Here is a 19,422-nt window from a genome sequence, read left to right as displayed (position 1 = left end):
CCCGTCCCCCTCACCCCGTCTCCGCGCAGGACACCCGCTGGAGCAGGCCGTAGGTGAACTCCGCGACGCACGGCCGGCCCGCCGCGGCGAAGGCCAGGCGCCAGCGGGTCGGCGCGGTCCCCTCCATCGGACGGGCCGGGGGGAAGGCCCGGGCCACCTCGTCCACCGTCGCCGACCAGGGCAGCAGGTCCTGCGCGGACTCCAGTACGGGCCCCCGCGCACCGGGGGCCCTGACCAGCCACTCGTTCCACACCGCCCCGTCCCGCGCCGCAAGCACCTCGAAACGCAGATCGGGCCAGAGCGGCACCGGCCACAGCAGGGCCTCGCACTCCAGGTCGCCGATCCGGCGCGGCTCGGCGGACTCCGGCGGGCCCAGCACCGAGCGGTAGCGGGCCAGCGCCCCGCGGGAGCGCGGCGAGCGGACCATGGCCTGCCAGCGCTTGTTGGCCTCCCGCTGCTCCGCGAGCGTGGCGCCCAGCCGGTGGCGGGCCCGGTCGGCGAGGTCGGGCTGGAAGTCCGCCATCCGCCGCAGCAGCACCAGCTGGAAGGACGCCGGCCCGAAGGCCTCCCGGCGCGGGGTCGGGTTCGCTGTCATGGACCCAACGATTCCACACAGGATCCTTACGTTCCCGGGACACTGATGTTGCCGCGGACCCCGTAGCCTGCGGGCGCCATGAACTACTGCCCAGCTTGCCGGAGGCACCTCAACGGCGCACTCGCGTGTGCCGGGTGCGGAACCCCGGCCCAGTACCTGCTGCCCGCCGCGCCGCCCGCGCACGACGTACCCGGTGCGCCCGGCGCCCCTGCCGCGCCCGGGGCGTACGACCCGGTGGACGCGCCCGCCCCGCACGCCACGCTGGCCGAGGTGTACGCGGACTCGCTCGTCGTGCTGTCCGGGCCCCAGCAGGAGCGCAGACCCGGCGCCCGGCGCCGCGCCACGCACCGCAGGCGCCGCCGGACGGTGCTGACCGTCGGGCTCGGACTGCTGCTCGCCACCGGCGGCACCCTGGCGGCGGCGCGGATGGCCGCCGAGGGGGACCGCACCGACCGGGCCGCCACCGTGGTGCTGACCGACGACGCCGCTCCGCAGAAGCCCGTCCCGGCGCCGGACGCGCCGACGGCGGGCTCGCCCGCGGCCAAGGGGTCCGGCCCGGCCAAGGGGTCCGGTACCGCGAAGCCGGGAGCGGGACCTGCGAAGACGACCGGTACGGGGTCCCCCTCGGCGGCGTCGGTGGCGCCGGGGCCGACCTCCTCCGCCCCGGCGCCCTCCGCCTCGGCGCCGACGGCCGCCACCCCCGGCCCCTCGGGCACCGCGGGGCCGTCCGTCTCGGGGCAGCCCTCGCCGAGCGGCTCCGGGAGTGCCCAGCCGCCGTCCCCGGCGCCGCCGAAGCCCACGCCCACCCCGAAGCCCACGAAGAGCTGCGTGTTCTGGATCTTCTGCGGCTGAGCCGCCTCCGGTCCTCGGCGGCGGCCCGCCGGATCAGCTCAGCATCCGCCTGAGCAGGTCCCGCAGTGCCGTCCGCTCGGCCTCCGACAGGCCGGCCAGCGGCTCGCGGGCGAAGTCCAGCGACTCGCGCAGCCGGTCGGCGGTCTGGAGCCCCTCCTCGGTGGGGGCGGCCAGCTTGACCCGGCGGTCGGCGGGATCCGGGCGGCGCTCGACGAGGCCGCGGGTCTCCAGCCGGTCGATGATGCCGGTGATGTTGGAGGGCTCGCACTTCAGCTTCTGCGCGATGCGCCGCATCGGCAGCGGCTCCAGGGAGAGCAGCCCGAGCACCCGGGCCTGGGCGCCGGTGAGCTGGTGGCGGGCGGCGGCGTGCTCGTACTCCTCGTGGTAGCGGGCCACGACGTCGCCGATGAGTTCGACGACCTCAAGGGTCACTGGGTCTGCGCGACGACTGGGCATGCAGCCAGCGTACCCATTTACTTGACAACATGAAATATCCAGGCGCATGGTTGTTTCACTGAGTGAAGCACTTTCCGTGCCGACCTTCCGTGAAGCACCGTCTTACCCCTCAGGAGCGCCGCATGTCCGAGATCCCCGCCGTCAGCCGCGAATGGCACCTGGTCCGACGCCCGCAGGGCTGGCCCGTCGCCGAGGACTTCGCCCTGCGCGAGGTGCCCGTGTCTGCCGAGCCCGCCCCCGGCCGGATCCTGGTCCGCAACCTGCACATGTCCGTGGACCCGTACATGCGCGGCCGGATGAACGACGTGAAGTCCTACGTGCCGCCCTTCCGGCTGGACCAGCCGATGGACGGCGGGGCGGTCGGCGAGGTCGTCGCCTCCGCCGACGAGCGCTTCGCGGTCGGCGACCACGTGCTGCACGGCCTGGGCTGGCGCGAGTACGCCGACGTGGACGCCCGGCACGCCACCAAGGTCGACGCCGGCCTCGCCCCGCTCTCCACCTACCTCGGCGTGCTCGGCATGCCGGGCCTGACCGCCTACGCCGGGCTCTTCGAGGTCGCCTCCTTCACGGAGGGCGACGCGGTGTTCGTCTCCGGTGCGGCGGGCGCGGTCGGCAGCCTCGTCGGGCAGTTCGCCCGCATCAAGGGCGCCTCCCGGGTGATCGGCTCCGCCGGCTCCGACGAGAAGGTGACGCTCCTCACAGAGAAGTACGGCTTCGACGCCGCCTTCAACTACAAGAACGGCCCCGTCGGCGAGCAGCTGAAGGAGGCCGCCCCCGAGGGCATCGACGTCTACTTCGACAACGTCGGCGGGGACCACCTGGAGGCGGCCATCTCCTCCCTGAAGGTGCACGGCCGCGCCACCCTGTGCGGGGCGATCGCGCAGTACAACGCCACCGAGCCCACGCCCGGCCCGCGGAACCTGACCCTGGTCATCGGCAAGCGCCTGCGCCTGCAGGGCGTGCTGGTCGGCGACCACGCCGGCATCCAGGAGCAGTTCGTCCAGGACGTGGCCGGATGGCTGCGTTCCGGGGAGCTGCGGTACGACGAGACGGTCGTCGAGGGCGTCGAGAACGCGACCGAGGCCTTCCTCGGCATGCTGCGGGGCGAGAACACCGGAAAGATGATCGTTTCTTTCACCGGTTAGGCTCACCCCACACCGTTGCGGCCGTGGGCGCGAGTCGTGACGACTACCAGGAGGATCTTCTTTCATGTCCATCCAGCAGTCCGATGTCGCGTACACCGCTGTCGCCACCGCCGAGAACGGCCGTGACGGCCGCGTCGCCACCAACGACGGCCGGCTCGACGTCGTCGTGAACCCGCCGAAGGAGCTCGGCGGCAGCGGCGCCGGCACCAACCCGGAGCAGCTGTTCGCCGCCGGCTACAGCGCCTGCTTCCAGGGCGCCCTCGGTGTCGTCGCCAAGAACGAGAACGCCGACATCTCCGGCTCGACCGTCACCGCCGAGGTCGGCATCGGCAAGAACGACGACGGCTTCGGCCTGATCGTCAAGATCTCCGCCGCGATCCCGAACGTGGACGCCGCCACCGCCAAGGACCTCATCGAGAAGGCCCACCAGGTCTGCCCGTACTCCAAGGCCACCCGCGGCAACATCACCGTCGAGCTCGCCGTCTGATCCGGCCGCAGCCAGGCGAAGGCCGCACCCCTGCAGGGGTGCGGCCTTCGCCGTGCGGCCGTCCGGGCCCGCACGGCGTTCCGGACCGCACGGCCCCCGGGGCCCGGCCCGGTCGGGGAGCCACCCCCTAAACTGGCCGCATGAGCGATCTTGCGGGGGGCTTCCGGTATCTGCTGGCCGGACAGCGGTGGGTGCTGGGACACGGGCGCTGGCTGGGACTCGGGCTGCTGCCCGGGCTCGTCACCCTCGTCCTCTACGCGGGCGCACTGATCGGGCTCGGCGCCGGCGCCGACGACCTGACCGCCTGGGCCACGCCCTTCGCCGACGACTGGTCCGCGCCGTGGATCGGCCTCTTCCGCGGCTTCCTCACCGCGCTGGTCTTCTGCCTCGGCCTCTTCCTCGCGGTGATCACCTTCACCGCCGTGACCCTGCTCATCGGCCAGCCGTTCTACGAGTCCCTCTCCGAGGCCGTCGACCGCAGCGAGGGCGGCGAGGTCCCCGAATCCGGGCTGTCGCTCCCGGCCGAGCTGTGGATCTCCGCCCGGGACAGCGTGCGGGTGCTCGCCAGGGTCCTGCTGTACGGGATCCTGCTCTTCGCCCTCGGCTTCGTCCCGGTGCTCGGGCAGACCGTGGTCCCGGCCCTCGGGTTCTGCGTCTCCGGCTACTTCCTGACCCAGGAGCTCACCGCCGTCGCCCTGCAGCGCCGCCGCGTCGAGCTGAAGGACCGGCTGGCCCTGCTGCGGTCGCGCCGGATGATGGTCCTGGGCTTCGGCGTCCCGCTGGTGCTGTCCTTCCTGGTGCCCCTGGTCGCGGTGTTCCTGATGCCCGGCGCGGTCGCGGGCGCCACCCTGATGGCGCGGGACCTGCTGCCGGCCCCCGCACCGCACGAGCCGCAGGACGGGCAGGCCCCCGCGGGCCACGCCCACCCCGAGCAGCCCGCGCCCCACGGCGTCCGGGCGCAGGGCAGGGGCCGGGACGGCCAGGCCGGTCAGCCGGCCGCCCCGGGCGGCCAGGCCAAGGGCTTCGGCCCGCCGCCGCCCGGCTTCTAGTGCTGTGACCGGAAGGGTTCACCGGGTCGCGGCGCCCGGCACACCTTTCCGGTCACAGCACCAGGCCGTCTCCCGCGGATCCGGCCGGGCTCCCGTCAGGCCGCGGTGCGGGGCTGCACCCAGAGTGCCTCCGCGACGGCGCACAGTTCGCCGGAAGCAGTGGCCAGGGCCGTGCCCGCGGTGTACTTGCGGCCTGAGGACGTCAGCAGCCAGGCGTAGGAGACGAGTCCCACGCCGACCGGTACCGGCCGCAGCAGGCGGGCGTGCAGGGCGGCCGTGACCGCCCCGGCGGGCCGGCCGTCGAGCAGCCGCCCGGCCGCGTTGCCGGGGCAGTCCAGGGCGCCCCACACCAGCTCGGGAGCCAGCATCCCGTCGGGCCCCGCGAGTTCCGCCGCCGGGGTCCAGGCCGCGGCGACCACCGCGCTGCCCGGCACCCGGCCGCAGTGCAGGCGCAGCCCGGTGGCGGGCGTACGGTCCAGGCCGCAGCCGAAGCAGTCGACCGTGCCGTCCGGCGGGGCCGCCCGGTAGGCCTCGGCCGCTGCCGACGCCTGCTCCCAGGTGGGGGCCGCGGGCACCGGCGGCTCCGCCGGTCCGGCGGGGCTCGCCCCGGCCAGCAGCAGGTCGCCGTCCGTCAGTGCGGCGCCGCCGTCGGCGGCCGGCGACAGGCGGAGCGAAGTCCCGGTCGGCACCGGCCGCCGGAAGTCCACCCGTACGTCCTGCGCGGTCGAGCGGCCGGCCAGCAGGCCCGCCACGTAGCCGCCGAAGGCCACCCCGGGATATCCGTGGAGCCGCTCCGGGACCGTGACCGTCCCATCGCCGTCCCTGCCGTCGCGTGCGCTGTCGTCCATGGCCGACACCCCATCACACCCGTGGGCCGCTACGTCCCCTCGGGTCCGCGCAGCAGGGCCAGGAAGGAGCGGAAGGCGGCGGGCATGTCCACCGACTCCGGTGCCAGCAGCCACTGGTACTGGAGGCCGTCCATGACGGCCGTGAGCAGCGGGGCGGCCTGCTCCGGGGTGAGGCCCGAGGGCAGGCGGTCGCCGAACTCGGCGCGCAGGACCGCGGCCGTCTCCGCGCGGACCTGGGCGTAGCGGTCGGTGAAGAACTCCCGCGCGGGGTGCCCGTCGGTGACGCTCTCGCCCAGCAGGGCCGAGAAGGTCTGCACGATGCCGGGGCGCATCGCGTTGTAGTCCACCAGCGAGGCCAGCAGGTCCAGCCGCCAGGTGTCGGCCGCGGCGCGCGAGCCGCCGCCGGTGTCCCAGCGGTCCCGCTCCTCCAGTACCGCGACCAGCAGGGCCTCCTTCGTCGGGAAGTAGTGCAGCAGCCCCTGCTGGGTGAGGCCCACGCGTTCGGCCACGGCGCCCAGGGACGCCCCCCGGTAGCCGCGTTCCGCGATCACTTCGAGGGCCGCCCGGACGATCTCCGCGCGCCGTTCCTCGCTCCTCGCCCTGACCATCGTCCGGCACCCCTCTTCCGCCCGCACCTGCCAGCAGGACCGTACGACATCACGATGTCACGAATGGGTGACGAACCCTACCGGTCTACAGGTGGCGGGTCCACGATGGGGGCACCGCACGCACCCCGCGCACCGCACACGACGAGGAGGCACGGCCGTGACCGATGCCGATCAGGCCCGCGACACCACCCGTGAACAGATCCGCGAGGACGCCGTGGAGACGGCCCTCGGCAAGCTCGACCTCGACGCCAAGGCCCGTCTGCTGTCCGGGCAGGACATGTGGTCGCTGCCCGCCCTCCCCGGCATCGGGCTGGAGTCCCTGGTCATGTCCGACGGCCCCGTCGGGGTGCGCGGTGTGCGCTGGACGGCCGACGACCCGTCCATCGCCCTGCCCTCCCCGACCGCGCTCGCCGCGGCCTGGGACCCGGCCCTCGCCCGCCGGGCCGGCCGCCTCCTGGCCCAGGAGGCCCGCCGCAAGGGGGTCCACGTCCTGCTGGCGCCGACGGTGAACCTGCACCGCTCCCCGCTCGGCGGCCGGCACTTCGAGTGCTACTCCGAGGACCCGTACCTCACCGGCGCCGTCGGCAGCGGCTACGTCAACGGCGTCCAGGACGGCGGCGTCGGCACCACGGTCAAGCACTTCGTCGGCAACGACGCCGAGACCGAGCGGTTCACCGTGGACAACGCCATCGCCCCGCGCCCGCTGCGCGAGCTGTACCTGGCGCCCTTCGAGGCCATCGTCGCGGGCGCCCGCCCGTGGGGGATCATGACGTCCTACAACCGGATCAACGGCACGACCATGACCGAGAACGGGCACCTGGTCAACGGGGTCCTGCGCGGCGCCTGGGGCTTCGACGGCTGCAACGTCTCGGACTGGATGGCCGCCCGCTCCACCACCGGCGCCATCGAAGGCGGCCTCGACGTGGCCATGCCCGGCCCGCAGACCGTCTACGGCCCCGCCCTCGCCGCCGCCGTCCGCGCCGGCGAGGTCGCCGAGGCGGCCGTGGACGAGGCCGTGCGCAACGTGCTGCGCCTGGCCGCACGCGTCGGCCTGCTGGAAGGCGCCCCCGCCGTGGTCGCCGAGCCCCCCGCCCCGGTCGACGGCCCGGCCCTCGCCAGGGAACTCGCCGTCCGCGGCTTCGTCCTCGTCCGCAACGAGGCCGGCCCGGACGGGCGGCCCGCGCTGCCCCTGGACGCCGCCGCGGGCCGCACCGTCGCCCTCCTCGGCGCCGCCGCCCGCGATGCCCGCATCCTCGGCGGCGGCTCCGCCACCGTCTTCCCCGAGCGCGTCGTCTCCCCGCTCGACGGCCTGAGCGCAGCCCTGCCCGCCGGGTCGCTGACCTTCGCCGTCGGCGCCGACCCCTCCGACGAACTGACCCCCGCCGACCAGGGCTTCGAGCTGCGCGCCGTCTGCCGCGACGCCTCCGGCGCCGTCCTCGGCGCGGGCAGCCTGCCGTCGGGCCAGGTCCAGTGGATCGGGGACGACCTGCCCGCGGGCGCCTCCTACGCGACCATGGCGAGCATCGAGGTCACCGGCCGGTTCGTGCCGCGCGAGAGCGGGGAGCACTGCTTCGGGACCCGCGGCCTCGGCGCCTTCACCCTCGCCGTCGGCGGCCGGACCCTCTGGGAGGGCGTCCAGGACAGGGGCGACGAGGCCGATCCCTTCGAGGCCTTCTTCGGCGCCCCCTGCGAACGGGGCCGGGCCACCCTCACCGCGGGCGAGCCCGTCGAGGTGTCGCTGACCTTCCAGGTCCCCGACGTGGCCGGCCTGCCGGTCAAGGCGATCATGTTCTCGCTGCTCCACCTCGGCCCGCGCCGCGACGCCGACGAGCTGATCGCCGAGGCCGTGGCCGCCGCCCGCGGGGCCGACACCGCCGTCGTGGTCGTCGCCACCACCGAGCGGGTCGAGTCCGAGGGCTTCGACCGCCGTGACCTGCGCCTGCCCGGCCGCCAGGACGACCTGGTCCGGGCCGTCGCCGCCGTCAACCCGAACACCGTGGTCGTCGTCAACGCCGGCTCCCCGGTGGAGCTGCCCTGGCGTGAGGACGTGGCCGCCGTCCTGCTGACCTGGTTCCCCGGACAGGAGGGCGGGGCCGCGCTGGCCGACGTCCTGCGGGGCGACGCCGAACCGGGCGGCCGGCTGCCCACCACCTGGCCCGCGGCGCTCACGGACGCCCCGGTCACGGAGGTCGTCCCCGGCGACGGGCGCCTGGAGTACGCGGAGGGGCTCTTCATCGGCTACCGGGCCTACGAGAAGCACGGGATCGCCCCGGCCTACCCGTTCGGGCACGGCCTCGGCTACACCGACTGGACGTACGAGTCCCTGCAGGCCACCGCCGACACCGTGCGGGTACGCCTCACCAACACCGGCACCCGGCCCGGCCGCGAGGTCGTCCAGGTCTACCTGGCGCCCGCCGCCGACCCCGTGGAGCGCCCGGCCAGCTGGCTGGCCGCCTTCGCGGGCGTCGAGGCCGGCCCCGGCGAGAGCGTGGAGGCCGTGATCGACCTGCCCGCCCGGGCCTTCGAGATCTGGGACGAGGCCGCCGACGGCTGGCAGCGGATCGGCGGCGTCCACGAGGTCCGGGCGGGCCGCTCGCACGGCGATACGCGGTTGACGGCCACGCTCGACCTGGGATGACACGCCGCATAGGGCGAAATGGCCGGAAACAGCCCCTGATCCGGTCCCGATGACAGGACCGGGGGCGGGCCCTGACACCCGCCCCCGGTCCGCCGCACCCCCTCCGGGGGGACCGCGTCAACGCGGCGGTTCGGCCGCCGTCACCTGCCGGTGGGCCAGTTCCGCGAGCCGCGCCTGACCGTCCTTGCCCGGGTGGAACCAGTCCCACCGGCTCAACTGCTCCGCCGAGAAGGGGTACTGGAACACCGCTCCACCGTCGTAGCGGCACAGCGGGTCCTTCCCGCAGACCTCGCGCAGCACCTCGTTGTACTCCACCACCCGCGCCCGCACCTGCTCGCGACGGGCCGTCGCCCCCGTGGCCGCCGACAGCGGGTCGGCGAGCATCGACTGGCAGATGCCCAGCCTCCAGACCTGCCGGACCATCGGGAGGTCCTTGCCCTGCTCCCACAGGCGCTGCAGGTCCGGCACGCTGGAGACGTAGACCTGGGAGGCGGGGGACGCCGCCCGCAGCTGCGCGAGCGCCGTCTCGAAGCCGGACCGGAACTCCGGCACCGGGGTCATCGACGAAGCCGTGGGGCGGCAGGCGTCGTTGGAGCCCACCATGACCGTGACCAGGTCGGGCCGGTGCTCCGCCGCCGCGGCCAGCTGCCCCGGAAGATCCGCCATCCGCGCGCCCGTCACCGCGTGGTTCCAGCTCCGGGCCGGCGCCTGCGCATCCCCCAGCAGCCGGGCGGCGAGGGAGCGGACCGCGGGGTCGTTGCCGGTGGCCCAGGACACCTCCGGGCAGTCGGCCAGCACCGAACAGGCGTCGAAACCGCGCGTGATGGAGTCGCCGACCGCCGCGATCGAGGAAGGTGCGGTGTTCCAGCGCGGGGCCTGCCTGGTCGGGCGCTCCGACGGCTCCCGGCCCCCACCCGACTGGCACCCCGTCACCGCGGCCGCCAGGACGGCGACCGCCGCCCCCGCACCGACGAGGCTCCGGCGCTTCCTGCGGCGCGCGGCGGTGGTGCGCATCGGGTTGGTCCCCTCCTTGCCGCCCCGCATCGCGCGGGGGCGTCCTGCTGAGTGAAAGCTCGGTGATTGCGGGTCTGGGAGCGACCGTACGTCACTCCGCGCCCCCTGACGCACGGTAGCTTTTTCCCGTGGTGTTTCGGCCGCACGTCCCGTTGCGCAATGTCAAATAATTTCCGTTACATTACATCACGTCACATACTGTCCGTTTTCTGGAGTTTATTCCCGACCTCGTCCCACACTGGAGGTCCCGGTGACGACACGTGGAGTCCTGTACGTGCATTCCGCACCGCGCGCGCTCTGCCCGCATGTGGAATGGGCTGTGGCGGGTGTGCTGGGGGTGCGGGTCAACCTCGACTGGATCAGGCAGCCCGCCTCCCCGGGCACCTGGAGAGCCGAGTTCTCCTGGCAGGCCGAAGCGGGTACCGCCTCGAAGCTCGCCTCCGCCCTGCGGGGCTGGCACCTCCTGCGCTTCGAGGTGACCGCGGAACCCTGCCCGACCGCCGAGGGCGAGCGCTACAGCTCCACCCCCGAGCTCGGCATCTTCCACGCCGTCACCGGCCTGCACGGCGACATCCTGATCCCCGAGGACCGGCTGCGCGCCGCCCTCGCCCGCTCCACGCGCGGCGAGAGCGACCTGGAGGCCGAGATCGCCAAACTGCTCGGCAAACCCTGGGACGACGAGCTGGAGCCCTTCCGCCACGCCGGCGAGGGCGCCCCGGTCCGCTGGCTCCACCAGGTCGTCTGACCCCGTACGGCACGCGGAGGGCCCCGCACCGGCGACTGCCGGTGCGGGGCCCTCCGCGTCACTGCGGGTCAGACGGTGCGGAACGCCAGGGTGACGTTGTGCCCGCCGAAGCCGAAGGAGTTGTTGATGGCGGAGATCGGGCCGTCGGCCGGCAGCTTGCGGGCCTCGCCGCGCACGATGTCCGCGTCGATGTCGTCGTCGAGCGCCTCGACGTTGATCGTCGGCGGCGCCATCCGGTGGTACAGCGCCAGCACGGTCGCCACCGTCTCGATGCCGCCCGCGCCACCCAGCAGGTGACCGGTCATCGACTTCGTCGCGGAGATCGCGATGTGGTCCAGGTCGTCGCCGAGGACCTTGCGCAGGGCCTTCAGCTCGGCCGTGTCACCCTGCGGGGTGGACGTGGCGTGCGCGTTCAGGTGGACCAGCTCGGCCGGGTCCAGACCCGTGTTGTCGAGCAGGTTCTGCACCGCGGCCGCGACACCGCGGCCGGTCGGCTCGGGCTGCGCGATGTGGTGGCTGTCCGCGGACAGGCCCTGGCCCAGCACCTCGCAGTACACCCGGGCGCCGCGCGCGGCGGCGTGCTCCGCGGACTCCAGGACGACGACGCCGGCGCCCTCGCCCAGGACGAAGCCGTCACGGGCCTTGTCGTAGGGGCGCGAGGCCTGCTCGGGGTGCTCGTTGTTCTTGGACATCGCCATCATGTTGGCGAAGGCCGCGATCGGCAGCGGGTGGATGGCCGCCTCGGTGCCGCCGGCGACGACCACGTCGGCGCGGCCGCTGCGGATCATCTCGACGGCGTAGCCGATGGCCTCGGCGCCGGAGGCGCACGCGCTGACCGGGGTGTGCACGCCCGCCCGGGCGTTCACCTCCAGGCCCACGTTGGCCGACGGGCCGTTCGGCATGAGCATGGGGACGGTGTGCGGGGAGACCCGGCGCACACCCTTCTCCTTCAGGACGTCGTACTGGTCGAGCAGGGTGGTCACGCCGCCGATGCCGGAGGCGATCACGGTGCCCAGCCGCTCGGGGGCGATGCTCTCGTCCTCGCCCGCCGCAGCGGTGTAGCCGGCGTCGGCCCAGGCTTCACGGGCCGCGATGACGGCGAACTGCGCCGAGCGGTCCAGCTTGCGGGCCAGCGGCCGGGGCAGGACCTCGCCGGGGTCCACGGCGGCCGGAGCGGCGATGCGGACCGGGAGCTCGGCGAAGCGCTCGCCCTCCAGGGGCTTGACGCCCGAACGGCCGGCGAGCAGACCTTCCCAGGTCGAAGCGCTGTCGCCACCCAGCGGAGTGGTTGCGCCGATACCGGTGACGACCACGGTGCGATTGGTCGGGCTCACAGGAATTCTTTCTCCACGTCTCAGGGGGTGCTGAATTGTCACGGCGCCACCGCCAGGTGGCGACAAACGCTCGTCAGGCTCAGGCCTGGTGCTTCAGGATGTAGTCGGCGGCGTCGCCGACCGTCTTCAGGTTCTTGACGTCCTCGTCCGGGATCTTGACGTCGAAGCGCTCTTCGGCGGCGACGACGACCTCGACCATGGACAGGGAGTCGACGTCCAGGTCGTCCGTGAAGGACTTGCCGATCTCGACGTCCTCGACCGGGATGCCCGCGATCTCGTTGACGATCTCGGCGAGACCCGCGACGATTTCTTCCTGCGTGGCGGCCATGTGGCGCTCCTTCTTTAGCTGACTGGGTGGGGGACCGGGAAGGGGATCCCGGTCCTAGGGGAGGGTAACGACCGTGGCGGCGTAGACGAGTCCCGCCCCGAAGCCGATGACGAGCGCGGTGTCGCCGCTCTTCGCCGCTCCGGTCGCCAGGAGCCGCTCCATCGCGAGCGGGATCGAGGCGGCCGAGGTGTTGCCGGTGGTTTCCACGTCACGGGCGACCGTCACGTGCTCCGGCAGCTTCAGAGTCTTCACCATCGAGTCGATGATCCGCATGTTTGCCTGGTGCGGAATGAAGACGTCCAGGTCATCCACGGTGATTCCGGCGGCGTCGAGCGCCTGCTGGGCCACCTTGGCCATCTCGAAGACGGCCCAGCGGAAGACCGCCTGGCCCTCCTGCGTGATGGCCGGGAACTTCTCGCCGCCGTCCTTGCCGAGGTACTCGTCCCACGGCACGGTCTGCTTGATGGTCTCGGACTTGTCGCCCTCCGAACCCCACACGGTGGGGCCGATGGCCGGCTCGTCCGAGGGGCCGACGACGACGGCGCCCGCGCCGTCGCCGAACAGGAAGGCCGTTGCGCGGTCTTCCAGGTCGGTGAGGTCGGAGAGCCGCTCCACGCCGATGACCAGCACGTATTCGGCGGACCCCTCGACGACCAGGCCCTTGGCCAGGGTCAGTCCGTAACCGAAGCCGGCGCAGCCCGCGGAGATGTCGAAGGCGGCGGGCCGCCCCGCACCGATCCGGTGGGCGATCTCGGTCGCGACCGCAGGCGTCTGCTTGAAGTGCGAGACCGTCGAGACGATCACGGCGCCGATCTTCTCCGGTGCGACACCGGCGTCCGCCAGCGCCTTCCCCGAGGCCTCCACCGACATCGCGGCGACGGTCTCCTGCGGCGAGGCCCAGTGCCGGGTCGCGATGCCGGAGCGGGACCGGATCCACTCGTCGGACGAGTCGATCGTCTCCAGGATGACCTCGTTGGGCACCACACGGGTCGGACGGTAGCCGCCGACGCCGAGGATGCGGGCGTACGGGGAGCCCTTGGCCGGCTTGATCTTGGACATGCTGTGTGGGCTCCTTCTCTCAGACCGCGTGCTCGGCGATGAGCGCCGCGGCCTTGTCGAGATCGTCCGGGGTCTTCAGGGCGACGCTCGGAACGCCCTTCAGGGCCCGCTTGGCCAGACCCGTCAGCGTGCCCCCGGGACTGAGCTCGATGATCCCGGTGACGCCCAGCTCGGCGAACGTCTCCATGCACAGGTCCCAGCGGACCGGGTTCGCGACCTGTCCGACGAGACGGGCGAGGACGTCGCCACCGTCGGAGACGACCTGCCCGTCCTTGTTCGACACGTACGCCAGCGCCGGGTCGGCCGGGGCGAGGGACTGTGCCGCCTTCTCCAGCGTGGTGACCGCGGGGGCCATGTGCTCCGTGTGGAAGGCGCCCGCGACCTTGAGGGCGACGACCTTCATGGCGCCTTCGGGCTTCTCGGCGACCAGCGCGGCGATCTGCTCCGCGGTGCCGGCGGCCACGATCTGGCCCGCCCCGTTGATGTTGGCCGGGGTCAGACCCAGCTTCTCCAGGTGCGCGAGCACCACCTCGTGGTCCCCGCCGAGGACCGCGGCCATGCCCGTCTCCGTGACCGCGGCGGCCTCGGCCATGCCCAGGCCGCGCGTGCGGACGAAGGACAGGGCGTCGGCGTCGGACAGCACCCCCGCGTACGCGGCGGCGGTGATCTCGCCGACGCTGTGGCCCGCGACGGCACCGAAAGCCGTACGGGGGCCGAGCGCGGCGGCCGACAGCAGACCCGCGGCCACCAGCAGCGGCTGGGCCACCGCCGTGTCGCGGATCTCGTCGGCGTCGGCGTGCGTGCCGTAGTGGGCAAGGTCGAGCCCGATGGCGTCGGACCACTCGGCGACGCGGTCGGCGGCGCCGGGAAGGTCGAGCCAGGGAGTCAGGAAGCCAGGCGTCTGGGCGCCTTGGCCGGGAGCGACGAGTACGAGCACCCTCACACTCTCTCTTGTGGATGGCCCTTGTCGCCCGTGGGGACAGGGACCAAGAACGGCCGGGGTAATTGTTGATGTCCGACAAAAGTCTAGGACTGCGGATCTCCGTCGGCCAGACGCCCGAGGATCAGGGCGATCCGCAGGGTGAAGGCCGAACGGACATCGGAGGGCGACCAGCCGGTGACGTCTGTCACACGTCGGAGCCGGTAGCGCACCGTGTTGGGGTGCACGAACAGCATGCGGGCTGCCCCTTCCAAACTGCTCGCCTGTTCCAGATACACGCTGAGTGTCTCGAGCAGAGCTGAGCCCGCTTCTTCAAGCGGTCTGTAGATCTCCTCTACCAGCTGCTCCCTCGCCGCCGGATCCGAGGCGATCGCGCGCTCCGGCAGGAGATCGTCTGCCAGGACCGGCCGCGGCGCGTCCTGCCAGGCCGTGCCGGCCTTCAGCCCGGCCGCCGCCGCCTGCGCCGACTTCGTCGCGTTCAACAGGTCGGGCACCACCGGACCGGCGACCACCGGCCCCGCCGCGAACGGTCCGATCAGGGACTTCGCCACCTGCAACGGGTTGTCGCTGCCGCCCGCGATGACCACCAGCCGGTCCCCGAGCACGCCCGTCAGGACCTGCAGCTTGTGGTGGCGGGCCGCACGCCGGATCGCCTCGACCGTCAACTCGCTGTCGCCCTCCGGCGCGGTGCCCAGCACCACGCACACGTGCTCGGGCGCGTTCCAGCCCAGCGCCGCCGCCCGCGACAGGGCCCCCTCGTCGGCCTCGCCGGACAGCACCGCGTTGACCACGAGGGATTCCAGGCGCGCGTCCCACGCCCCGCGCGCCTCGGCGGCCTGCGCGTACACCTGGGCGGTCGCGAAGGCGATCTCCCGGGCGTACACCAGGAGCGCCTCGCGCAGGATCTGCTCGTCGCCCGGCGCCGCCACCTCGTCGATCGCGGTCTCCATCACCTCGATCGTGGTGCGGACCATCTCCACGGTCTGGCGCAGCGTGATCGCCCGCGTCAGCTCCCGCGGAGCCGTCCCGAAGACGTCGGTGGAGATCGCCTGGGGGGTCTCCGGGTGCCGGAACCACTCCGTGAACGCGGCGATGCCGGCCTGGGCGACCAGTCCGATCCAGGACCGGTTCTCCGGGGGCATCGCCCGGTACCACGGCAGCGTCTCGTCCATCCGCGCGATGGCATTCGCGGCGAGCCGGCCGGAAGACTTCTCCAGTCGGCGCAGCGTCGCGGTGTGCGGATGCACGGGCACGGGATGCGCGGGGTGTGGCGCGGGGGAATGCTCACGTTCGGGTTCGGGCACGTGACAAGACTGCCTTATCGGGACGGCTGCGCGGAGTCCGGTACCGGGAGCGGGGTCTACCGTGGCCCTCATGATTGAAGTACGCCGCGGCGCCGACCGGTACGAGGGCGGGGACCGGGAGTCGGGGATCACCACCCGGCACGCCTTCTCCTTCGGGTCCTTCTACGACCCGGACAACCTGCGCTTCGGGCCGGTCCTGGCCTGCAACGAGGAGATCCTCGCCCCCGGCGCGGGCTTCGAGGAGCACCCGCACAGCCACACCGAGATCGTCACCTGGGTCGTCGAGGGCGAACTCACCCACAAGGACAGCACCGGGGAGACCGGTGTGGTCCGGGCCGGCGACGTGCAGCACCTCGCCGCCGGCTCCGGGGTCCGCCACGTCGAGCGCAACGACGGCGCCGTACGGCTGCGCTTCGTGCAGATGTGGCTGGCGCCGCTCGGCCCGGGCGGCGCGCCCTCGTACGAGGTGGTGCGGGCGCTCGGCGACGGCACGCCCCACGAGGTCCCCGCGGCCGGGGCGGTCCTGCGCGTACGGCGGCCCGGCGCGGGCGAGCGGGTCCCGGTGCCGGCCGCGGAGCGGGTGTACCTGCACGTGGTGCGGGGCGACCTGCGCCTGGACGGCGAGGAGCTCGGTCCGGGGGACTCGGCGCGGATCACCGGCGAGAAGGACCTGGAGATCACCGCGGGATCACCCGGCGAGGTGCTGATCTGGGAACTGGGCGCGCCGGCGGACGCGCCGGAAGAGACGGGTTAGCAGGCGGCCAGTTCGGCGAGGACCGCGTCCGTGAAGGGGGGCCAGGCCTCGACGGCCCACGGCCCGAAGGGGCGGTCGGCCAGCGCCACGCACGCGGCCCGCGCGTCCGGGTCCACCCACAGGAAGGTGCCGGACTGCCCGAAGTGGCCGAAGGAGCGCGGCGAGGAGGAGGCGCCCGTCCAGTGCGGGGACTTGCCGTCGCGGATCTCCAGGCCGAGGCCCCAGTCGTTGGGGGACTGGTGGCCGTAGCCGGGCAGGACGCCCCCCAGTCCGGGATGCACCACCGAGGTGGCCGCGGCGACCGTGCGGACGTCCAGCAGCCGGGGGGCGAGCAGTTCGGCCGCGAAGCGCGTCAGGTCGCGGACCGTGGAGACGCCGTCCTTGGCGGGCGAGCCCTCCAGGGCGGACGAGGTCATGCCCAGCGGCTCGAAGACGGCCTGGTGCAGGTACTCCGGGAAGGGGATGCCGGTCGACTTGGCGATGTGGTCGCCGAGGACCTCGAAGCCCGCGTTGGAGTACAGCCGGCGCTGTCCGGGCGGGGCCGTCACCCGGTGCTCGTCGAAGGCCAGGCCGCTGGTGTGTGCCAGCAGGTGACGGACCGTCGACCCCTCGGGCCCGGCCGGCTCGTCCAGCTCGACGGCGCCCTCCTCGTAGGCGACGAGGACGGCGTACGCGGTGAGCGGCTTGGTGACCGAGGCCAGCCGGAAGCGGTGGTCCACCGGCCCGTGGGCACCGGCGAGGCTCCCGTCGGCGCGCACGACGGCCGCCGCGACGGCCGGCACCGGCCAGCTCTCGATGATCCGCAGGCTTTCCATGCTGTCGACCGCCTCCATGCTCTCCATGCGGCCGAGCCTACTTGCTTGGAGTGCGCTCCAGGGTTTTAGCGTGGGGCCATGAGCCAGAGCCTGACGCCGACGCGGTACACGATCAGCGAGGTCGAGGCCCGGACCGGTCTGACCCAGCACACCCTGCGCTGGTACGAGCGGATCGGCCTGATGCCGCAGGTGGACCGCTCGCACTCGGGCCAGCGGCGCTTCACCGACCAGGACCTGGACTGGCTCGGATTCGTGGGGAAGCTGCGCGCCACCGGGATGTCGGTGGCGGACATGGTCCGGTACGCCGAACTGGTGCGGGCGGGCGGCCACACCGTCGAGGAGCGCCGCGCACTCCTGGAGCAGACCCGGCGCGAGGTACGGGCCCGGCTGTCGGAGCTGACGGACGCGCTCGCCGTACTGGACTACAAGATCGACACGTACACGAGGGACACGGGGACGGGAAAGGTGCGGACATGACGGACGGCGCAACCGCCATCGGGCGGATCGAGCTGGGCAGGGGCGGGCCGCTGGTCGGCGTCCAGGGCCTGGGCTGCATGGGCATGAGCGAGTTCTACGGGGACACCGACGAGGGGGCGGCCCGCGCCACCCTGGAGGCGGCGCTGGCGGCGGGGGTCACCCTCTTCGACACCGCCGACATCTACGGACGGGGCCGCAACGAGGAGTTCCTCGCGCCGTTCGTCGCCGCGCACCGCGACGGGATCACGCTGGCGACGAAGTTCGCGATAGAGCGCACCGACGACCCGCAGTACCGGGCCGTCCGCAACGACCCCGCCTACCTCCGGCAGGCCGTCGAGGCCAGTCTGCGGCGGCTGGGCACCGATGTCATCGACCTCTACTACATGCACCGCCGCGATCCCGCCGTGCCGTTCTCCGAGTCGGTCGGCGCCATGGCGGACCTGGTGCGCGAGGGCAAGGTGCGCCACCTGGGACTGAGCGAGGTCACCGGGGCGGAGCTGCGCGAGGCGTACGCGGTGCACCCGATCGCGGCCCTCCAGTCGGAGTGGTCCCTCTTCAGCCGGGACGTGGAGGTCAGCGCGGTGGCCGCGGCGGCCGAGCTGGGCGTGGCCTTCGTGCCGTACTCCCCGCTGGGGCGGGGCTTTTTGACGGGCGCGTTCGCCGATGCGCAGAAGGAGCTGACGGCGGGGGACTTCCGGGCCTACCAGCCCCGCTTCACCGGGGACAACGCCCGTGCCAACGCGGCGCTGCTGGCCCCGGTGCGGGAGATCGCCCGGGCGCACGGGGCGAGCCCCGCGCAGATCGCCCTGGCCTGGGTGCACCAGCGGGCGCAGGTGCACGGGCTGCCGGTGGTCCCGATCCCGGGCACCCGCCGGCCGGAGCGGGTCGCGGAGAACACGGCGGCCGCCCGGATCACCCTGTCGCCGGCAGAGCTGGCGGCCCTGGAGCCGATCGCCGGCCGCGTCGCGGGGGACCGCTACCCGGACATGGGCTCCACCTCGGCCGCGCGCGAGGCCTGAGCCACCGCCGGGGGGCCCACCGCCGGGGGCGCCCCGCGCCGTGGACGCCCGGCCGGCGGGAGTCCGCGCAGGTCAGACGTCGGCGGCTGAGGCGAATCGGTTCTTCAGGTCTGCGTACTCGGCATCCGTCAGCAGCCCCGCGCCGTGCAGTTCGCCCAGGTGCCGCAACCGCTCGTCGTCGGGGCGGGGCCGGGGGACGGCGGCGGCCGGGGCGCGGCCGCGCAGGGCGGCGAGGACGGCCGCGGCGAACGGCAGGGACTCGTGCACGGCCCCGTAGCCCACCCCGAAGACCGCGGCGGCCAGGTCGTGGTCGGGGCGCGGGTCGGCGGGCGATTGGCGCGGCTCCCGGGGGAGCAGCCGCAGGTGGCCGCGGGAGCCCTCGGGCGAGCACCATTCGACACCGGCGAGGTCGGACAGCCGGTAGTGCTGGTCGCCGGCCTTCCACTTGGTGCTCGTGGCACCGGTGCGGGACCAGCGCAGGCTGACCGCCCGGCCGTCGAAGCCCAGCCGGGCGTCATAGGCCTTCAGGTGGACCGGCGGCTGCGCCGCCTCGACCAGGAAGTGCGGGGCCGGCCCGGCGGCGTCCGGCCCGAGCCGGGAGCGCAGCGCGTCGGCGAAGGCGGCCGCCTGCGGGGCCCGTTCGCCCGGCAGCACCAGCCGGTACGGGTCGCAGGCCTCCTTCAGCTGCCCGGCGGCAGCCTCCATCAGCGGATCCGCCCCCGGCCGGGGTACGGCCCGCAGCACCACCGTGTCCCGCTTGCCGGGGGAGAGGACCACCTCGCGGACCGCCGCCACGGGAATCCGGCGCGAGCCCAGGGCGGTCCACAGGCGCGGCGTCCGAATCCCCCGTGCGAAGCGGATGTGCACCGAGTCGGCGTCCGAGTCGAGCTCCCAGACGGCATGGTTTCCGGCCAGTACGTCACCCATGCGGCTCATCGTAAACGGCAGCGCCCCC

At 73.6% G+C, this 19,422-nt stretch carries 21 protein-coding genes; 9 read left to right on the top strand and 12 right to left on the bottom strand.

From position 1 onward, the window contains the following. Nucleotides 1–10: 10 nt before the first annotated feature. Entirely contained in the window at nt 11–595 is a 585-nt protein-coding gene (locus ACLJTM_RS21955; RefSeq protein ID WP_411105381.1) for a hypothetical protein, read from the bottom strand. A gap of 78 nt (nt 596–673) precedes the next feature. Here ACLJTM_RS21955 and ACLJTM_RS21950 point away from each other — a divergent pair, with 78 nt between their 5' ends. Further along, nucleotides 674–1,447 carry a hypothetical protein gene (locus ACLJTM_RS21950; protein WP_411105380.1) on the top strand — a complete coding sequence of 258 codons (774 nt, stop codon included), beginning with the start codon at nt 674–676 and terminating at the stop codon, nt 1,445–1,447. Nucleotides 1,448–1,480: 33 nt separating this feature from the next. Here ACLJTM_RS21950 and ACLJTM_RS21945 read toward each other — a convergent pair whose 3' ends face one another. Next, nucleotides 1,481–1,903, bottom strand: coding sequence for a MarR family winged helix-turn-helix transcriptional regulator (locus tag ACLJTM_RS21945; protein ID WP_411105379.1), 423 nt, complete (start codon nt 1,901–1,903; stop codon nt 1,481–1,483). A 122-nt stretch (nt 1,904–2,025) separates the two neighbouring features. On the opposite strand from ACLJTM_RS21945, the gene ACLJTM_RS21940 reads away from it, so the two are divergent. The 3 genes from ACLJTM_RS21940 (at nt 2,026) to ACLJTM_RS21930 (ending at nt 4,584) form a co-directional block, all read left to right on the top strand. Beyond that, nucleotides 2,026–3,048, top strand: a complete 1,023-nt coding sequence (locus ACLJTM_RS21940; RefSeq protein WP_411105378.1) for an NADP-dependent oxidoreductase — start codon at nt 2,026–2,028, stop codon at nt 3,046–3,048. Nucleotides 3,049–3,112: 64 nt separating this feature from the next. Then, nucleotides 3,113–3,535, top strand: a complete 423-nt coding sequence (locus ACLJTM_RS21935) for an organic hydroperoxide resistance protein (protein WP_411105377.1) — start codon at nt 3,113–3,115, stop codon at nt 3,533–3,535. Between the two features lie 140 nt (nt 3,536–3,675). Continuing rightward, entirely contained in the window at nt 3,676–4,584 is a 909-nt protein-coding gene (locus tag ACLJTM_RS21930) for an EI24 domain-containing protein (protein WP_411105376.1), read from the top strand. Between the two features lie 95 nt (nt 4,585–4,679). Here ACLJTM_RS21930 and ACLJTM_RS21925 read toward each other — a convergent pair whose 3' ends face one another. Together ACLJTM_RS21925 and ACLJTM_RS21920 are read right to left on the bottom strand one after the other, a co-directional pair. Continuing rightward, a complete protein-coding gene (locus tag ACLJTM_RS21925; protein ID WP_411105375.1) occupies nt 4,680–5,432 on the bottom strand; it encodes a hypothetical protein in 753 nt (250 codons plus the stop codon). A 29-nt stretch (nt 5,433–5,461) separates the two neighbouring features. After that, on the bottom strand, nt 5,462–6,040 hold the full coding sequence (locus ACLJTM_RS21920) for a TetR/AcrR family transcriptional regulator (protein WP_411105374.1): 579 nt from the start codon (nt 6,038–6,040) through the stop codon (nt 5,462–5,464). A 157-nt stretch (nt 6,041–6,197) separates the two neighbouring features. Here ACLJTM_RS21920 and ACLJTM_RS21915 point away from each other — a divergent pair, with 157 nt between their 5' ends. After that, nucleotides 6,198–8,678 carry a beta-glucosidase family protein gene (locus ACLJTM_RS21915; RefSeq protein ID WP_411105373.1) on the top strand — a complete coding sequence of 827 codons (2,481 nt, stop codon included), beginning with the start codon at nt 6,198–6,200 and terminating at the stop codon, nt 8,676–8,678. Nucleotides 8,679–8,795: 117 nt separating this feature from the next. On the opposite strand, the gene ACLJTM_RS21910 is transcribed toward ACLJTM_RS21915, so the two are convergent. Beyond that, complete coding sequence (locus ACLJTM_RS21910; protein ID WP_411105372.1) at nt 8,796–9,692, bottom strand: SGNH/GDSL hydrolase family protein; 897 nt, start codon at nt 9,690–9,692, stop codon at nt 8,796–8,798. A 250-nt stretch (nt 9,693–9,942) separates the two neighbouring features. Here ACLJTM_RS21910 and ACLJTM_RS21905 point away from each other — a divergent pair, with 250 nt between their 5' ends. After that, nucleotides 9,943–10,437, top strand: coding sequence for a DUF3145 domain-containing protein (locus tag ACLJTM_RS21905; RefSeq protein WP_411105371.1), 495 nt, complete (start codon nt 9,943–9,945; stop codon nt 10,435–10,437). 68 nt (nt 10,438–10,505) lie between these two features. On the opposite strand, the gene fabF is transcribed toward ACLJTM_RS21905, so the two are convergent. From fabF to ACLJTM_RS21880, 5 genes are all read right to left on the bottom strand, one after another. Then, the gene (fabF, locus tag ACLJTM_RS21900) at nt 10,506–11,771 is read right to left on the bottom strand and encodes a beta-ketoacyl-ACP synthase II (RefSeq protein WP_411105370.1); all 1,266 of its coding nucleotides are present in this window, start codon (nt 11,769–11,771) and stop codon (nt 10,506–10,508) included. A gap of 79 nt (nt 11,772–11,850) precedes the next feature. Next, on the bottom strand, nt 11,851–12,099 hold the full coding sequence (locus ACLJTM_RS21895) for an acyl carrier protein (protein ID WP_411105369.1): 249 nt from the start codon (nt 12,097–12,099) through the stop codon (nt 11,851–11,853). A 54-nt stretch (nt 12,100–12,153) separates the two neighbouring features. Next, entirely contained in the window at nt 12,154–13,158 is a 1,005-nt protein-coding gene (locus ACLJTM_RS21890) for a ketoacyl-ACP synthase III (RefSeq protein WP_411105368.1), read from the bottom strand. Nucleotides 13,159–13,177: 19 nt separating this feature from the next. Beyond that, nucleotides 13,178–14,095 (bottom strand): ACP S-malonyltransferase, encoded by a 918-nt coding sequence (locus ACLJTM_RS21885; protein WP_411105367.1) that lies wholly within the window; start codon nt 14,093–14,095, stop codon nt 13,178–13,180. Between the two features lie 89 nt (nt 14,096–14,184). After that, nucleotides 14,185–15,402, bottom strand: coding sequence for a PucR family transcriptional regulator (locus tag ACLJTM_RS21880; RefSeq protein WP_411105366.1), 1,218 nt, complete (start codon nt 15,400–15,402; stop codon nt 14,185–14,187). A 70-nt stretch (nt 15,403–15,472) separates the two neighbouring features. On the opposite strand from ACLJTM_RS21880, the gene ACLJTM_RS21875 reads away from it, so the two are divergent. Next, entirely contained in the window at nt 15,473–16,156 is a 684-nt protein-coding gene (locus ACLJTM_RS21875) for a pirin family protein (RefSeq protein ID WP_411105365.1), read from the top strand. On the opposite strand, the gene ACLJTM_RS21870 is transcribed toward ACLJTM_RS21875, so the two are convergent. Continuing rightward, nucleotides 16,153–16,971, bottom strand: coding sequence for a serine hydrolase domain-containing protein (locus tag ACLJTM_RS21870; RefSeq protein WP_411105784.1), 819 nt, complete (start codon nt 16,969–16,971; stop codon nt 16,153–16,155). The genes ACLJTM_RS21875 and ACLJTM_RS21870 overlap by 4 nt on opposite strands. A 78-nt stretch (nt 16,972–17,049) precedes the next feature. Here ACLJTM_RS21870 and ACLJTM_RS21865 point away from each other — a divergent pair, with 78 nt between their 5' ends. Together ACLJTM_RS21865 and ACLJTM_RS21860 are read left to right on the top strand one after the other, a co-directional pair. Next, nucleotides 17,050–17,448, top strand: a complete 399-nt coding sequence (locus ACLJTM_RS21865) for a MerR family transcriptional regulator (RefSeq protein ID WP_411105364.1) — start codon at nt 17,050–17,052, stop codon at nt 17,446–17,448. Next, nucleotides 17,445–18,467 (top strand): aldo/keto reductase, encoded by a 1,023-nt coding sequence (locus ACLJTM_RS21860; protein WP_411105363.1) that lies wholly within the window; start codon nt 17,445–17,447, stop codon nt 18,465–18,467. Before ACLJTM_RS21865 ends, ACLJTM_RS21860 begins: the two co-directional genes overlap by 4 nt. A 72-nt stretch (nt 18,468–18,539) precedes the next feature. Here ACLJTM_RS21860 and ACLJTM_RS21855 read toward each other — a convergent pair whose 3' ends face one another. Further along, entirely contained in the window at nt 18,540–19,394 is an 855-nt protein-coding gene (locus ACLJTM_RS21855) for a DUF4429 domain-containing protein (protein WP_411105362.1), read from the bottom strand. Nucleotides 19,395–19,422: the final 28 nt, after the last annotated feature.

The sequence above is a fragment of the Streptomyces sp. cmx-4-9 genome (assembly GCF_046548835.1).
Classification (GTDB): domain Bacteria; phylum Actinomycetota; class Actinomycetes; order Streptomycetales; family Streptomycetaceae; genus Streptomyces.
The sequence above is the reverse complement of the archived record's forward strand: the minus strand, read 5'-3'. Positions and strand labels throughout refer to the sequence as shown.

What these genes read in the sequence shown, in the direction of transcription:
- ACLJTM_RS21955 (WP_411105381.1), bottom strand. Translation starts at nt 595, where the DNA reads ATGACAGCGAACCCGACCCCGCGCCGGGAGGCCTTCGGGCCGGCGTCC.
- ACLJTM_RS21950 (WP_411105380.1), top strand. Translation starts at nt 674, where the DNA reads ATGAACTACTGCCCAGCTTGCCGGAGGCACCTCAACGGCGCACTCGCG.
- ACLJTM_RS21945 (WP_411105379.1), bottom strand. Translation starts at nt 1,903, where the DNA reads ATGCCCAGTCGTCGCGCAGACCCAGTGACCCTTGAGGTCGTCGAACTC.
- ACLJTM_RS21940 (WP_411105378.1), top strand. Translation starts at nt 2,026, where the DNA reads ATGTCCGAGATCCCCGCCGTCAGCCGCGAATGGCACCTGGTCCGACGC.
- ACLJTM_RS21935 (WP_411105377.1), top strand. Translation starts at nt 3,113, where the DNA reads ATGTCCATCCAGCAGTCCGATGTCGCGTACACCGCTGTCGCCACCGCC.
- ACLJTM_RS21930 (WP_411105376.1), top strand. Translation starts at nt 3,676, where the DNA reads ATGAGCGATCTTGCGGGGGGCTTCCGGTATCTGCTGGCCGGACAGCGG.
- ACLJTM_RS21925 (WP_411105375.1), bottom strand. Translation starts at nt 5,432, where the DNA reads ATGGACGACAGCGCACGCGACGGCAGGGACGGCGATGGGACGGTCACG.
- ACLJTM_RS21920 (WP_411105374.1), bottom strand. Translation starts at nt 6,040, where the DNA reads ATGGTCAGGGCGAGGAGCGAGGAACGGCGCGCGGAGATCGTCCGGGCG.
- ACLJTM_RS21910 (WP_411105372.1), bottom strand. Translation starts at nt 9,692, where the DNA reads ATGCGCACCACCGCCGCGCGCCGCAGGAAGCGCCGGAGCCTCGTCGGT.
- ACLJTM_RS21895 (WP_411105369.1), bottom strand. Translation starts at nt 12,099, where the DNA reads ATGGCCGCCACGCAGGAAGAAATCGTCGCGGGTCTCGCCGAGATCGTC.
- ACLJTM_RS21890 (WP_411105368.1), bottom strand. Translation starts at nt 13,158, where the DNA reads ATGTCCAAGATCAAGCCGGCCAAGGGCTCCCCGTACGCCCGCATCCTC.
- ACLJTM_RS21875 (WP_411105365.1), top strand. Translation starts at nt 15,473, where the DNA reads ATGATTGAAGTACGCCGCGGCGCCGACCGGTACGAGGGCGGGGACCGG.
- ACLJTM_RS21870 (WP_411105784.1), bottom strand. Translation starts at nt 16,971, where the DNA reads ATGGAAAGCCTGCGGATCATCGAGAGCTGGCCGGTGCCGGCCGTCGCG.
- ACLJTM_RS21865 (WP_411105364.1), top strand. Translation starts at nt 17,050, where the DNA reads ATGAGCCAGAGCCTGACGCCGACGCGGTACACGATCAGCGAGGTCGAG.
- ACLJTM_RS21860 (WP_411105363.1), top strand. Translation starts at nt 17,445, where the DNA reads ATGACGGACGGCGCAACCGCCATCGGGCGGATCGAGCTGGGCAGGGGC.
- ACLJTM_RS21855 (WP_411105362.1), bottom strand. Translation starts at nt 19,394, where the DNA reads ATGGGTGACGTACTGGCCGGAAACCATGCCGTCTGGGAGCTCGACTCG.